The following is a 14,556-nucleotide window of genomic DNA, read 5'->3' as shown; positions in this document are numbered from 1 at the left end:
TGCGCCAGCTCCGCCTTAGACGGTTGCAGCCGCCGCCGGAATTCCTGCCGCACCGTGACAGTGCTTGTACTTCTTGCCCGACCCACACGGGCACAGCGCATTGCGCGACAGGTTCAGGTGCGCATAGGGGTTTTCTTTAATCGCTCCCCCGGTCCCTGCGTGCGCAGTGGTTGACGGCGCGAGCGAGCCGATCATATCGCCGCGCAATTCAGAACCATCACCATCGTTCGAGTTATCCTCACCCGTCAGCGGGTCGATGTGGCTGGTGAGGAAGTCAGGCAGTTCCGGCAGCGCCTCTGGCGGCGGAGCCATACGGATTTCAGACTTGATCAACAGCTTGGTCACATCTTCGCGCAAGTTATCGAGCATCGATTCAAACAGGCCAAATGCCTCCTGCTTGTACTCGTTGATCGGGTTTTTCTGCGCGACCGAGCGCATCCAGATCACCTGACGCAGGGCATCGAGAGTCGCGAGGTGTTCTTTCCAGTGGTAGTCCAGGCGCTCAAGCAGAACTTGCTTTTCAACCATACGCCAAATGGCAGGATCGTTCTTGGCGATCTTCTCTTCCATAAGAGCATCGGCTTGCAGCTTAATGCGCTCTTCGATGATTTCCTGCTCAACCTCATCTTCCTCAAGCCACTCGTCGATTGGCGGAGTAAGCCCGAAGACTTCTTCGATCTTCTCTTTAAGCCCCTCGACATTCCATTGCTCTGGGTAAGTGCCGCGAGGGCAGTTTGAATAGATGATCGAAGAAAGCGTGTCGTAACGCATATCGAGAACGACATCATCGACCGTTTCGGATTCCTGAATTTCCCCGCGCTGTTCATAGATGACCTTACGCTGGTCGTTCATGACATCGTCGTATTGGACGACGTTCTTACGCTGATCGTAATTGCGGCCCTCAACCTTTTTCTGAGCGGTTTCAATGGCTTTGGAGAGCCACTTGGAACCAATCGCCTCGCCATCTTCAAGGTTGGAGTTCATCATCTTGGCAAACAGAGTATCGGGTCCAAAGATGCGCAAAAGGTCGTCTTCAAGACACAGGTAGAAGCGCGAAAGGCCCGGATCACCCTGACGCCCTGAACGCCCGCGAAGCTGATTGTCGATCCGCCTACTTTCGTGGCGTTCTGTGCCGAGAACGAACAGCCCGCCAGCTTCCAAAACGCGGGCTTTTTCCGCAGCCACTTCCTCGCGGATTTTGGCGATGGCTGCGTCCTTTTCAGGGCCCTCTTCCATATGGCCAAGCTCATCTTCGATGCGGAAGTCGACGTTACCGCCAAGTTGAATATCGGTGCCGCGTCCTGCCATATTGGTCGCGATAGTCACCGCGCCGATGCGGCCCGCCTGCGCCACAATATGCGCCTCGCGCTCGTGCTGGCGTGCGTTGAGGACTTCGTGAGCGACCCCCTCTTTGTCGAGGAACTGGCTGAGCAACTCGGATTTCTCAATCGACACCGTACCCACAAGGATGGGCTGTCCAATCTCGTTCTTCTCCTTGATCGCTTTGGCAATCGCGGCGAATTTATCCATCGTGTTCTTATAGAACTCGTCTTCCTCATCAATCCGCGCGACGGGAAGGTTGGTCGGGATTTCAACCACATTGACTTTGTAAATGTCCCAGAATTCAGCAGCTTCCGTGGCCGCCGTACCGGTCATGCCTGCAAGTTTTGGATACATCCGGAAGTAGTTCTGGAACGTGATTGATGCGAGCGTCTGGTTCTCAGGCTCGATCTTCACGCCTTCCTTGGCCTCAACCGCCTGATGCAGGCCGTTGGACCAGCGTCGCCCTTCCATCATCCGTCCGGTAAACTCGTCGATGATGACAACCTTGTCGTCCTTTACGATGTAGTGATCATCGCGCTTGAACATATGAACGGCTTTCAAAGCCTGATCGAGATGGTGGACAATCTGCGTGTTCTCAACGTCATAAAGGTTGTCAGTTTCGAGCAACCCCTTTTCGATCAAAATCGCTTCAACCTTATCCAAACCCTCTTCGTTCAGCTGGATATTCTTGGTCTTCTCATCCTTCTCATACCACTCTTCGGGTATCTCTTTGGCGACCTCGTCGAGCTTGACGTAAAGATCGGATTTGTCCTCGGTCGGGCCAGAAATGATGAGCGGCGTACGCGCCTCGTCGATCAGGATCGAGTCAACCTCATCAACAATCGCGTAGTTGAAAGGCCGCTGCACCATTTGCGACTTTTCGTGCTTCATATTGTCGCGCAGGTAATCAAAGCCGAATTCGTTGTTCGTACCGTAAGTGATGTCGGCGTTGTACGCCTCGCGCTTGTCCGCCTCCATCATATTGGGGACAATCACGCCAACGCTCAGACCCAGCCAGTTGTAAAGCTGTCCCATCCACTCCGCGTCGCGGCGCGCCAGATAGTCGTTAACGGTCACAACGTGCACGCCCTTGCCGTCAAGCGCATTGAGGTAACACGCGAGCGTCGCCATCAGCGTCTTGCCCTCACCCGTGCGCATCTCGGCGATTTCGCCGCGTTGCAGGACAATACCGCCGATCATCTGCACATCGAAGTGACGCATACCAAACACGCGCTTTGATGCTTCGCGCACTGTGGCAAAGGCTTCGGGCAGGATGTCATTCAGGGTCGAACCTGATTCCAACTGCTCGCGGAACTTGTTCGTTTGCGCTTTCAGGGCTTCATCGGATAGCCCTTCGATCATGGGTTCAAGTGCGTTGATCTGGTCGACCACCTTGCGGATTTTCTTGACGTAGCGGTCGTTGGATGAACCGAAGACAGATTTTACGATTGTGTTGAACATTGGACGTCTAAAGCCTTGTTAGATATTGCCTTTATGCAAGGCCGCCGCACGGGCTAACCTCAAGCAAACAACTGGAATCATGGGTGTAATGCCGCAGCAATATACGCTGCGGACTTTTGTGGGTCAGGATCGCTTAAAAGGCGCTATTCAAGCGCGCGATCAACACCAAAAATATAAGGAACGAGCGTTATTTCTGCGGGCGCAGTCTCAAGGGCACCCTCGCCCTCTACCGCCGTCTCTTGCGCTTTTGCTCTGGCTTCTGCCACAAAGGCGCAGGCGCCATGGCCCGCCTCAGACGCATCGCAACCACTGAGCAAAGCACCAGCATGAGTTGCCGCCGTCTCCCCACATGACGCGTGCACGGGCGCCTGTAGAGCGGCAAGACCGCTTAACAGTACGAACAGCGTCAAAAGGTGGCGTTTAATCATCGTGATCGCTCAAATAGGCACTTTGCGACGGTTCGTCCACCGCCATAAGATTGTGAAACGATGCTTTGCACGGCTTATGGTGAATATTTAGTGACTTTCGCCTTGCGCTGCTTGATTGCGGCCCGTGCGAAACACGATTAGGGCGCTTTTCCCATGGACCTTGAAACATCACCGCTTGCCCTGCCCTTTCCTGAAATGCCCTCGATAGACGGCGCGCGCCTGCGTGTTGCGCGAGCGGGTTACAAGGAGTGGGACCGATGCGACCTGACTTTCGTAGAACTTGACGAAGGGACCAGCGTTGCAGGTGTTTTCACCCAGAGCGCCTGCGCATCATCTGAGGTGGAACTGGGCCGGGCACAGGTAAAATCGGGAACCGCGCGCGCTTTGATCGTCAACGCGGGCAATTCGAACGCCTTCACTGGCTATCGAGGGCGCGAAGCGGTGGAGGCTATTCAATCACAGGTCGCGAACAGTCTTGGCTGCGCCGCGAGCGAAGTGCTCGTGTCTTCCACCGGAGTGATCGGCGTACCGTTGCCTCAGGACCGGGCGCGCGAAGGCATTGCGAAGGCGCTTGCCGCTCAGCCCTGTGGTTGGGAGGATGCCGCCGCCGCGATCAACACCACCGACACCTTCAACAAAGGCGCTCATGCCTCGGCCATGGTTGGCGATACGCGGGTTGAATTATGCGGGATTATCAAAGGCTCGGGCATGATTGCGCCCGATATGGCGACGATGTTGGGGTATATCTTTACTGATGCAAAGGTCGAAGCGGCCTTCCTTCAGGAACTTTTGCGCGCCGCCAATCTTGAGACATTTTCCTGCATCACCGTCGATGGTGACACGTCCACAAGCGACACCGTTCTGGTCTTTGCGACCGGCAAAGCAGGCAATGCGCCGATCACCGGTTGGGACAGTCCAGGCGCCGATGCCTTCGCAGCAGCGCTTGGCGATGTATGCAGGAAGCTGGCGCAGGCTGTGGTGCGTGACGGCGAGGGAGCGTCGAAATTTATCACCGTTCGCGTTTCGGGCGCGGTGAGCGATGAAAGCGCGCGCCAAGTGGGCCTTGCAATTGCCAACTCACCGCTCGTCAAAACCGCGATTGCTGGCGAAGATGCCAATTGGGGCCGTGTGGTCATGGCTGTCGGCAAAGCGGGCGAGCCAGCAGATCGCGATAAGCTCTCCATTGCGTTCGGCGGGATATGGACGGCGCGCGATGGCTTACCGGTCGAAGACTATGACGAGACGCCCGTCGCACAGCACCTTAAAGGTCAGGAGATCGACCTCGCAGTGGAACTTGGCATGGGCGACGGTGCTGCCACGGTTTGGACCTGCGATCTCACCCATGGCTATATCTCGATCAATGCGGACTACCGATCATGACCGAATTCTCCCCTCTCGACGCTGAAATCCGCGATCTTCTTCGCTTTGCCGCTGAACGCTCCATGATGCCGCGTTTCCGGATGCTGGCAGAGGACGAGATCGAGATGAAAGGGAAGGACGATCCTGTCACAGTGGTTGACCGCGAGATCGAAGAATTTCTCACCGAAGCACTTACCAAGCTCGCGCCTGACGTGGCGGTGGTGGGAGAAGAAGCGGTCGCAGCAGATCCAAATGTGCTCGATAAGCTCTCAGATGCTTGCTGGATCATTGACCCACTGGATGGGACAGCGAACTTCACCAAGGGCAAGGAGCCGTTCGGGATTATTATCGCTTTGGCCGACGCAGGGATAGCGGTCGCAGGCTGGCTTTACGATCCGATCAAGGACCGCCTTTGCCATGTCCGCAAAGGCGATGGCGCCTACATCAACGGGGAGCGGATTACCGCTAAAACCACCGGTCAGACACCGCCGGTTGCAGGGATCAGCACGCTCTTCCTCAATGATGAACAGCGCGCGGAGATGGATGAGAAAATCACCCCGCACTATTCGCTTGTCGACATCCCGCGCTGCGCGGCTGAACAATATCCGCGACTTGCCCTGGGTGAGAACGATATTTCCGTGTTCAAGCGCACGCTGGCGTGGGACCATGCAGCGGGAGTGTTATGGCTCAACGAGGCGGGCGGGAAAGCCGCGCGCATCGACGGCAGCGAATACCGCGTCGACGAACATGACCGCACCGGAATGATCGGTGCGGCGAGCCCTGATTTATGGGAAGCGTTTGCCAAGCGTCTCGAAGGGCGCTTGGACTAGCAGCCCACCCCACTGCGACTAAACTCACCTGCGGTTCGTTAAGTCTCGTTCCCCTCCCGCCTGCGGGAGGGGTTAGGGGTGGGCTAAAGCAATTTTTAAATCTCGCTTTCAAGCCATTCTTTAAGCTGGCTTTTCGGAGCTGCGCCAACTTTACGTGCAACCGGCTCGCCGTTCTTGAACAGCACCATAAGCGGGATCGATTGCACACCCATTTCCGCTGGCACACCGGTGTTTTCCATGATGTCCATTTTGGCGATTGTGACGCTTTCGCCCAGCTCTTCGCTGATTTCTTCAAGCGCTGGTGCGATCATTTTGCACGGACCGCACCAATCGGCCCAAAAATCGACCAGCACGGGCTTGTCGCTGCTCAGAACATCGGCTTGAAAACTTTCATCGGTGACATTGACGGTGGCCATGGTGGCAACTCCTCATAATTTCGTGTTGAGTTCAATTTAGTCGCTATCGCGCTTCACTCAATATCAAGCGGCGCAAACTTATCCTGTGCCTCGCCAAACTCGCGCTTGTGCGCGTCAAGCAGGGTTGACGACAGTTCAAACAATTGCGGCGTCTGCGTGTAAAGGACCGCTGCGTGTATCGTTCGTCCGGGATAGATCACTTCTAGCGCAGACACATAGGCCGCCATTTGCTTGATAGTCGCCTTGGGGATCGCATCCAGACTTTCAGGCGGGCGTCTCGCTGTCTTGAAATCCACGACAGTGATGGCTTCGTCTTCGACAAGCAATCGGTCTGCTGTACCTGCGATAACAACGCCATCAACGGTCGCGGCAAGCGGCACTTCGGCAAGGGCTTTATCAGAAAAAACCTTCGCAAACTGAGGGTTATCAAGAACGTTCAGCGCGCTTTCGAGCATTTCGGCGCGAGTTTCTTCGCTCAAATCTCCCGCTCTGCGTTCTAGCCACGCGCTCGCAGCTTGGCGGCGTTCTTGCGCCTTCACATCGGGTAACCGTTCCAGCAATGCGTGGATCAAGGTTCCCCGCCGTGCGGCGACTTTCGCAAATTCGGGCTCGAGAGGAGGATTGCTGCCCTGCTCTTCGCCTGCGGAACTTGGTGCAAGAGGACGTGGAGGCTTTGGCTCAGGACCAATTGGTGACGTAAGCCATGCAGGCGGTTTTGCTCCCGCCTCTTCGCCTTCGGATTTCTCCACAGTTACAATCGGATCAGCCCGAACCCCAAACTCGCGCCGCGCCCCCCAAATCTCGTCTTCAAGCGCATCTGTCTCGAATACGGGCTCAAGACGCGCATACCATGAATCCTCCGGCGGCCCTTTGTCCGCTTGTTTTGGCCCAAGCGAACCGCCAATGAACAGCGCCTCCTCCGCGCGTGTCATTGCAACGTAAAGAAGCCGCCAGTGCTCCTGCATGGTCGCAGTCTTGGCCTTTTCCTGCGCATCTTGAGCAAGACCAACCAGCTCTTCCTTCTTGAAAGAGGGAACAGGAACTTGGCGTACGTTCTCATCATCGGTTTTGAGAGGGTTATCTGGCAGCGTCAAATCACCCGGCCTGCCCACATCATCCGTGGCATCGGCAAGAATCACGATTGGCGCTTGCAGACCCTTTGACCCGTGTACGGTCATAACCCGGACCTGCCCCTCGGCTTCGTCAGAATCGCGTTTGAGGTCGGCGGTGCCTGCGTCAAACCATTCGATGAAACCGGCCAAACTTGGCGTATGCGCGCTTTGATAAGCGAAGGCCGAGTTGAGAAGCTCATCAATCGGATCGTTCGCCTCGCGCCCTAGCCGAGCAACCAATTTGCGGCGCGCGGCCCACGGTCCGGTGAGGAGCCATGCAAGCAAGTCCTGCGGCGTATCATAATCCGCCCGTGCGAGCAGTTCTCTTAGCTTGTCTGCGGTCGCCTCTACGAATGGCGCATCATGTTTGCGAAGATGTTCCCACAAACGCTTGCCCGCCTTGCGTGGAACATATTGCAGAAGGTCGTCCTGGCTCCACCCGATCAGCGGTGATGCAAGCAGATTGGCCAACGATAAGTCATCCAATGGCTGCGACGCAAACCGGAGCGCCGCCATAAGATCTTTGACCGCTAGCGGATCGCCGAGCCTCAGCCTGTCGACACCTGCAACCGCCACGCCTTTAGCGTGAAGCTTGGCAACAATCTGACGAGCTATGTCTCGGCGTTTTCGCACCAGCACCATGACATCACCCGCCGTTGCATGACGGCGCACGCCTTTTTCGAGCACGAAGGGTTCGTAATTGGGATTACGCGGATTGACCCAGCGGCTCACTTGCTGCGCGATCTTCTCCGCCATTTGCGTGTCGTGTGCAGGGAGCCAATCCTGTTCGCGCTCATCTTCCTCATTGTGATCCGCGGTTTCGCCATTTTCGGCAGCCTTCACCGGGTTCCATAGTGTGACCAGTCCGGGACGATCATCGCCGACGTGCGGCTCTGATGGTTTGGTAAGGCCAAAGGCGTAGTGACCGATGACATCCATCGCGCGGTTGACAAAGTCGAGCACGGGCATGGCGGTGCGAAATGAACGGCCAAGATCAAGTTCATTCCATGTCGGCAAACGGCGATTAGCGCGTATTTCATGGGCCGACGCCCTCGCATCATCAATGCGCTTTTTTACCCGTAGTTTGGCACGCTCAAAGTTTTCCGGGCTCGTCCCCTGAAAGCCGAAAATCGCTTGTTTATAATCGCCTACCGTAAAGATCGTACGGATTTTATCACCGCTCGCACCATCGCCCGAAAAGAAATCATCGATCAGCGCATCGATAATATCCCATTGGCTTTTATTAGTGTCCTGGGCCTCATCGATCAGGATGTGGTCAAAGCTTCGGTCAAGCTTGTAGCGGATCCAGGCGGAGGCATCTTTTTGGCCCAAAAGCTCAGCTGCGCGCCGGATAAGGTCGTCAAAGTCGAGATAGCCTTCGCGTAATTTGGCAGCCTCCCAGCGCTCCCAAAACTTGCGCCCCATTTCGAGCGAACTGGTGAAAAATTCAGCCATGGCCAGAAGCGCGCGGCGTTCCTCAACCATTTTGACCGCCCCAGAAATCAAATTCTGTCCTTCAACAAAGTATGGGTATTTTTCACGAGGCTTTTTGAATGTCAGTGCTGGTTCACCATCGGCTCGCAACAGTGTCTTGCGAAAATTTGAAAACGCTTCGATCCGTGCCTCAAGGTCGAGGCCCAACCATTCACGCATGAACGGAATGCACTTTTCGGCGGTCTTGGTGCCCCATTCCTCAAGCGGCCCAATCATTGAGAGCACGTGACCGTCGGGAAAACGGTCAGGTCCAAGGCCTTCAAACGCCCAGGTCTCATCCGCATCACTTGGAATGTCGAGTAGCCGCTTGACCCGCGCACCCATGGGTGATTGCCAGCCATCATTCCCCAACCACATCTCGGCAGCACTGGCGCAGCGCATGAGCCAGCTGCGCAGCGCGTCCGGCTCCTTCGCCCGCGCGAAGTTTTCGACATTGGCGGTAAAAGTCGGATCGCCCTCGCTCAGCAACTCTGCCAGCACCTCGCGCGCCAAGAGCTCGCGCTCGCGGTCTTCCATCGGGCGGGCTCCGGGGGGAAGCTCTGCTTCTTCGGGAAAGTTAGCAAGGAGCCATTGAGAAAACGCGTGGATCGTATCAATCCGCAAGCCCCCTCCGGGGCAATCAAGAACGCTTGCAAACAAAGTACGCGCATGAGCCTGTGTCGCAGGATCGACCTTCGCGCCAAGATAGCCCAGTTCTTTGCCGAGCGCCCCTGCATCGAGCCGAACCCAGCGCGCGAGCACAGAGTTGATGCGGGTTGCCATTTCAGCTGCGCCCGCTTTGGTAAAAGTGAGGCAAAGGATTTGCGACGGATCGACGCCGGGAGTGAGCAGCAAGCGCAGTACGCGGGCGGAGAGAACCTGTGTCTTGCCCGTCCCGGCGGATGCAGAAAGCCACACATTGTCACGCGGGTTCGCTGCACCGAGTTGGTTGTCTTGAAGCGGGAAAACCTTGCCGCTCATAACGTGCCCTCCCCGCCAGCTTCACTAAGCTGCACGATCCATTCCTCAAGCCGCATCAACTGATCGTAGTCGGCATAGCCGGGATAGTCCGGGTTCTCTTTCGCAGTGAAAGGATCACTGCCGAGGATGAAGCGGGAGATAGCCTCCGAGAGGAATTTCTCATGCTTGGGTAGAAATTCATCTGGGGTGAGGCCTTTAGTTTTTCTTCCTATTTTAAGTGGCTGATCGGTGTAGCCAAATTCGCCGTCTTTTTTGTCACGGGCAAGCGACCAATACTCAAACGCGCTCGCATCACCGGTGATCATCTGATCACCATCAAAGCTGCCATCGCGCGCAATCAGGCCAAGCAGACCCATCTGAAGCGCATATCCTGCCTCGGCCTGTACAGCCGACGGCGGACCGCCTGTTTTATAATCGACGATAGCAAGGGTGCCATCGGGCAGCCGGTCAATCCGGTCGGCACGCCCGCGCACCTTCACGCCCTCCACCATCATCGCGCCATTTGCTTCGGTCGCTAAAACTTGGCGGCCTTCTCTGGCGGCCTTATCAATCCATTGCTCAAAACGCTCCATCGCAGCGAGAAGGCGGGGTTGCCACAGCCCCTTGAACAGGGGGTGGACTTGGGCATCCTCAAACTTCTGAATGGCAAAAGGCACAAGTCTAACCGTCGGATCGCTCACCCTCGCCTTGTGCCAACCATCGAGGATGTCATGCACCAGGGTTCCCCGTAAGGCAGGGTCACCGAATGGATCGGCGGCAAGTGGTTCGAGTTTTCTCAGGCCGAGAATCTCAGCGGCGTAAAACTGATAAGGATCACCCAAAAGCCGGTCCAAAGCGGTGACCTTTATATCCACCTTACGCTGCTCAGCCGAAGGGCGCGGCATCGGTCTTGGATAGGGTGGCGCTGGCTCTGGCGCGCGGTCGAGCTGGGCGGCAAGCGCCTCCATCCTTGTCTCGCGCGTATCCTTGGCCAGTTCCCCTAGCAATGCCTCAACTCGCAACAGGAAACGCGAAGGCAAGGTCGGCCCTTCGCTATCGCGTTGGGAGCGGCTGAGCACGACCTCAGGCGCTCCCATCGCGCCTGCGAGATCGTGCGCGGCAAGGCCAATGCGAAACTCTGCGCCCGGTACGCCAAGCGCGCGCAAAACCGCTGGCGCGAGCAGTGCCTCGGCCCCCGGTGCTTGCGGCCAGCTACCTTCGTTAAGCCCTGCGCAAATCACCAGATCAGCTCTCGCCAGGCGCGATTCCAGAAGACCGTAGATGGCGACACGCGGATGGCCCCCATAAGGCGGGCGAACTGCAATTTCTTCCATGCAGTCACGCACGATCCCGGCAAGATCGCTTGGCGCAGCGCAGGTGCCAACCTCGCGGGCATGGAGCCGCAAATCCTCAACCATTTGAGCGAGCGCGCGGCCATCTTCGCGTGCCCAAATGGCATCGCCCGCAAGCGTTTCAGCGGCCTCGTTCATCAGATCGAGCGCATTAGCCAGACTAAGGTTTTCGGGCAGTCCGACCAAAGGCGAAATGATCGTCTCGACCTTCTCCCACCATTGGGCCACGCCCGCTTTGTGGGCTATTTCACGAAGAGGCCCCAGTCCCGGAGCTGGCGTCGGCCCACGCAGCTCCCGGTCAAATTTCCGCAGCGCTCCAAGCCAGATTTTACGCTCCTCTGGCGCATCGCGCAGCACCAGAGGATGCGCCAGCGCGCCGATCAATTGAGCAGGCGTCGGACCATGGGTAGCGAGATCAGCCAAAAGACCGAACATCCGCCCCGCCGCAGTTAGCGACAAAGCGCGGCCCGCTGTATCATCGGCTTGGATATTCCAGCGCTGGAGATTTTGCGCCACGCGCCGCGCAAGGCTGCGATCCGCGCTGATTACCGCGACGCGCTTCTCCGGTACTTCCAATGCCTCACGCACAAGCATTGCAATGGCCTGCGCTTCATCTTCCACTGAGGCGCTCGTCATCAGGCGCACGCCCTTCAAACGACGCTGTTCTGGTTCCAGACCGACCCAAGTCTGGCTTGCCTTTGGCGGGAGGAACAGCGAGCTGATCGCACGAGAGCGCGATGGTTCGGCGGCGCTCATGCCAGAGCGGTGCCAAGGCCGGACCTCTTCGCGAGCAATGCCCATACGCTCCAACAGCAGTTTCAGGTGATATTGCGGATGGGTTAGCGCATCCTTCTTGGCGAATATCTCTCCGCCCGGCTCTGGCGCTGCGCCGGCTCGGCCAAGCTCGTCCCACGCTTCATCGGAAAGCGACAGGTCGAGATCGGGCAGGATAACCGCGCCATTGGGCAAATTGGCCACCACCCGCAGCATCCGCGCAAGCGCAGGAGAGGCGCTGGTGACACCCGCGGCGACAATGGGCGCTCCGGGCGGCTCGCTGCGCCACTTGGTCGCAGCCCTTTCGAACAACCTATTGCGCCGGGTTGCCGCATCGACTGCCCCGAGCTCATCCAAACGCGTAAGCCATCGTCTTTGTACCTTCGCAAAGAGGTGCAGCGCGCGCTGCCAATGCCAGGACAGATCACCAAGCATATCGAGAACGGGTTCGCCCAGCAGATCGCCCGGTGTCTTTTCCTCCACCAGCAAGCGATCCATCGTGCGTGCAATATCGCGCGCCATGCGGAGACGAGCCGCGCCGGGCATGGGAGCCTCTTTGAGCTCAGCGCGCTCTTCCTCAATCAGCTTTGCCAGTTCCAGAACGCGCTTCGTTGGTTCGACCGCAGGGGGAATATCTGACGCCCCCAAGGGATCAAGCAGCGCGCCCAAAGCCTCATCCAGATCAAGATCGCCGATTGTGACCATGCGCGGCATCAACATTCCCGCTTTCCCTTCCGCGCCCGTATGGCGGATGAAAGCTTCGGAAATGGTGCGCGCCGCCCGTGAGCTGGGAACAAGCAGGGTAAGCCGCGCCAAGCCCTGTTCGCCTTGCGAATAGCGGGGCACTATTCCGGCAACGAGCGCGTCGGCAAAACCGCGGTGTGCGGCTATGGAATAGATGTTTGGGTGGCCCGTTTCAGCCACGCTTTAACGCGTCTTCCGTGGGGGCAATCGCGTCGGGCGTGCCCACCTCAAACCACAATCCGGTGAATGACACGCCGTAAAGCCGCCCTTCCTCCATCGCGCGGTTCCACAAGATGTTGGTGGAGAACTTACCCTCAGGCGCATCGCGAAGGAGGCGTTTCGACAGCAGTTGAATACCGGTATAAATAAAGGGCGCAATGCGGCCAGATTGGCGACGTTTCAGCCGCCCTTGTGCGTCCATGTGAAAGTCGCCTTTGCCTTTGAAATTCTCCGCCCGCGCGTGTCCAACCAGCAAGAGCAGCGCGTCCATCTTATCCGGATCCCAACGCGCGGAAAGATCATGAAATGCGCTTTTTGGCCCATCGAGCCAGATGTTGTCAGCGTTAAGACAAAAGAAGGTATCCGGGAGCAAGCCTTGCGCCTTGATCAACCCTCCGCCTGTTTCCAGCAATTCGCCGCGCTCATCTGAAATGGTGATCTGTGGCACTTCGCGCTCAAGCACGTGCGCTTCGAGGGCATCGGCCAGATAATGGACGTTAACAACAGCCTTGGTCACGCCGCTTTCTGCGAGCCGGTCGAGCGCATGATCGATCAATGGTTTTCCCGCCACACGCACCATCGGCTTTGGCATGGTTGCGGTGAGCGGGCGCATTCTTTTGCCCATGCCTGCGGCCATCACCATGGCGGTGTCGCTCGCAAGTACAGTCACGCGATCGTCCCCCCATTTGCAGCGCGAAGCTCATCAGGGATGTTGGCATCGAACCACTTTGCAACAGGCTCAAGCGCAGAGTGCTGCAAATCCCGCTCCATCGCCGCCCATACTCGTGGGATCATCGAAAGGTATTTGGGTTTTCCATCGCGTTTATAGAGGCGCACAAAAATGCCGACAATCTTCGCGTTTCGCTGCGCGCCAAGACGGGCGTAATCGGCACGGAAATGCTCATCTGCCCCCGCCTTCTCGATGTACCGGGATAGCATCGCTTCCTCCAGCTCAGGCGAGACATCGCGCCGTGCGTCCTGAAGCAGCGACACAAGGTCATAAGCCCGGTGCCCGGCGAGCGCATCCTGAAAGTCGATCAGCCCTTGGGGGGCCGTCGCTTTGCCATCCAAAAGCATGATGTTTTCAGCATGATAATCACGCAGCACCGTCACACGAGACGCCTGCCGCTCAAGCAAAGGCGCAAGTGCCGCTTCCCACGCAGCGAGGTAACCGGCATCATCAACCTGAAGCGATTGCGCGGGGGCATACCACTCAGTCAGAAGCGCAGCTTCACGCAGATAAGTGCCCATATCATATGGCGAAAACGGACCGGCTGGATGCTGGTGGAGCGCCACCAATGCGTCAATCGCCGCCTCGTAAGCGGGCAGCTCATCAGCAGGGTTTGCATCTACCCATTCGCGCATCCGGTCGTTGCCAAAATCCTCTGTCAGCAGCCAGCCTTCGCGAGGGTTTTGCGCAAGGATTTCTGGCGCGCGCATCCCATTCTGGCTAAGCCATCCCGCTACCAGAATGAAGGGTTGCGGATCTTCCTCAGGCGGGGGGGCGTGCATCAGCATGGCGGTTTCGCCCGATGGCTTTCGCAGCCGGAAATAGCGCCGAAACGAAGCATCGCCGGGGATAGGCTCAATCACAGCATCGCCCCAATCGGCATGGGATACAAAATCGACTAGTCCGTCCGGCAATTCGTTCATGGCATTCGTCCTAGCCAATCTGCTCCCGGTTTCACAACCGCCACGCGCCCTTGCCCACGTGTTTCCAACAGGATCGACAAACACGAAGGTTCATGGGCGAAGCCTCCTGCATGATCGGGCCATTCCGCGATCAGCACCGCGCCTTCGCGGTAATCATCAAGCCCGATTTCCAACGCCTCTGAAGGGTCTTCGAGGCGATAGAAATCGGCGTGCGCCACGGCCACTCGCAAAGGCGGTGCGTCATAGGTTTCAATGATGGTGAACGTTGGTGATGGCACCTCGCCTTCATGACCTAGCGCTGAAAGGAACGCGCGCGCCAGAGTGGTCTTGCCTGCGCCCAGCCCTCCTTCGAGCGCGACAACATCGCCAGCGCGCGCATTTGCCGCGATACGCGCGCCAAAGTCCGACATGGCTTTGAGGTCGGGCAAATCGACGCGCGTCGCCTCACTCAT

General features: G+C 57.6%; 10 protein-coding genes. 2 read left to right on the top strand and 8 right to left on the bottom strand.

Going from position 1 to position 14,556, the window contains the following annotated elements:
- Positions 1–15 precede the first annotated feature (15 nt).
- Both secA and INR77_RS08700 read right to left on the bottom strand, forming a co-directional pair.
- Complete coding sequence (gene secA / locus INR77_RS08705; protein WP_223070694.1) at positions 16–2,784, bottom strand: preprotein translocase subunit SecA; 2,769 nt, start codon at positions 2,782–2,784, stop codon at positions 16–18.
- Positions 2,785–2,927: 143 nt separating this feature from the next.
- Positions 2,928–3,212 (bottom strand): hypothetical protein, encoded by a 285-nt coding sequence (locus tag INR77_RS08700; protein ID WP_223070693.1) that lies wholly within the window; start codon positions 3,210–3,212, stop codon positions 2,928–2,930.
- Between the two features lie 153 nt (positions 3,213–3,365).
- On the opposite strand from INR77_RS08700, the gene argJ reads away from it, so the two are divergent.
- Both argJ and INR77_RS08690 read left to right on the top strand, forming a co-directional pair.
- Entirely contained in the window at positions 3,366–4,592 is a 1,227-nt protein-coding gene (gene argJ / locus INR77_RS08695) for a bifunctional glutamate N-acetyltransferase/amino-acid acetyltransferase ArgJ (protein WP_223070692.1), read from the top strand.
- Positions 4,589–5,401, top strand: a complete 813-nt coding sequence (locus INR77_RS08690) for an inositol monophosphatase (RefSeq protein ID WP_223070691.1) — start codon at positions 4,589–4,591, stop codon at positions 5,399–5,401. The genes argJ and INR77_RS08690 overlap by 4 nt, the downstream gene beginning before the upstream one ends.
- A gap of 95 nt (positions 5,402–5,496) precedes the next feature.
- On the opposite strand, the gene trxA is transcribed toward INR77_RS08690, so the two are convergent.
- Genes trxA through tsaE form a run of 6 tightly spaced genes read right to left on the bottom strand, consistent with a single transcriptional unit; the run spans position 5,497 to position 14,556 of the window.
- Positions 5,497–5,817: a thioredoxin gene (gene trxA, locus INR77_RS08685; RefSeq protein WP_223070690.1), complete on the bottom strand. Its 321-nt coding sequence runs from the start codon at positions 5,815–5,817 to the stop codon at positions 5,497–5,499.
- Between the two features lie 53 nt (positions 5,818–5,870).
- On the bottom strand, positions 5,871–9,383 hold the full coding sequence (addA, locus tag INR77_RS08680; protein WP_223070689.1) for a double-strand break repair helicase AddA: 3,513 nt from the start codon (positions 9,381–9,383) through the stop codon (positions 5,871–5,873).
- The gene (addB, locus tag INR77_RS08675; protein WP_223070688.1) at positions 9,380–12,412 is read right to left on the bottom strand and encodes a double-strand break repair protein AddB; all 3,033 of its coding nucleotides are present in this window, start codon (positions 12,410–12,412) and stop codon (positions 9,380–9,382) included. Before addB ends, addA begins: the two co-directional genes overlap by 4 nt.
- Positions 12,405–13,121, bottom strand: coding sequence for a nucleotidyltransferase family protein (locus INR77_RS08670; RefSeq protein WP_223070687.1), 717 nt, complete (start codon positions 13,119–13,121; stop codon positions 12,405–12,407). Before INR77_RS08670 ends, addB begins: the two co-directional genes overlap by 8 nt.
- Positions 13,118–14,104, bottom strand: coding sequence for an aminoglycoside phosphotransferase family protein (locus tag INR77_RS08665; RefSeq protein WP_223070686.1), 987 nt, complete (start codon positions 14,102–14,104; stop codon positions 13,118–13,120). Before INR77_RS08665 ends, INR77_RS08670 begins: the two co-directional genes overlap by 4 nt.
- Entirely contained in the window at positions 14,101–14,556 is a 456-nt protein-coding gene (gene tsaE / locus INR77_RS08660) for a tRNA (adenosine(37)-N6)-threonylcarbamoyltransferase complex ATPase subunit type 1 TsaE (RefSeq protein ID WP_223070685.1), read from the bottom strand. Before tsaE ends, INR77_RS08665 begins: the two co-directional genes overlap by 4 nt.

The sequence above is a fragment of the Erythrobacter sp. SCSIO 43205 genome (assembly GCF_019904235.1).
GTDB lineage: Bacteria > Pseudomonadota > Alphaproteobacteria > Sphingomonadales > Sphingomonadaceae > Erythrobacter.
The sequence above is the reverse complement of the archived record's forward strand: the minus strand, read 5'-3'. Positions and strand labels throughout refer to the sequence as shown.

Excerpts from the sequence above, each read along its gene's own strand:
- secA (WP_223070694.1), bottom strand. The coding sequence starts at position 2,784 with ATGTTCAACACAATCGTAAAATCTGTCTTCGGTTCATCCAACGACCGC.
- INR77_RS08665 (WP_223070686.1), bottom strand. The coding sequence starts at position 14,104 with ATGAACGAATTGCCGGACGGACTAGTCGATTTTGTATCCCATGCCGAT.
- addA (WP_223070689.1), bottom strand. The coding sequence starts at position 9,383 with ATGAGCGGCAAGGTTTTCCCGCTTCAAGACAACCAACTCGGTGCAGCG.
- INR77_RS08690 (WP_223070691.1), top strand. The coding sequence starts at position 4,589 with ATGACCGAATTCTCCCCTCTCGACGCTGAAATCCGCGATCTTCTTCGC.
- argJ (WP_223070692.1), top strand. The coding sequence starts at position 3,366 with ATGGACCTTGAAACATCACCGCTTGCCCTGCCCTTTCCTGAAATGCCC.
- trxA (WP_223070690.1), bottom strand. The coding sequence starts at position 5,817 with ATGGCCACCGTCAATGTCACCGATGAAAGTTTTCAAGCCGATGTTCTG.
- tsaE (WP_223070685.1), bottom strand. The coding sequence starts at position 14,556 with ATGAGTGAGGCGACGCGCGTCGATTTGCCCGACCTCAAAGCCATGTCG.
- INR77_RS08700 (WP_223070693.1), bottom strand. The coding sequence starts at position 3,212 with ATGATTAAACGCCACCTTTTGACGCTGTTCGTACTGTTAAGCGGTCTT.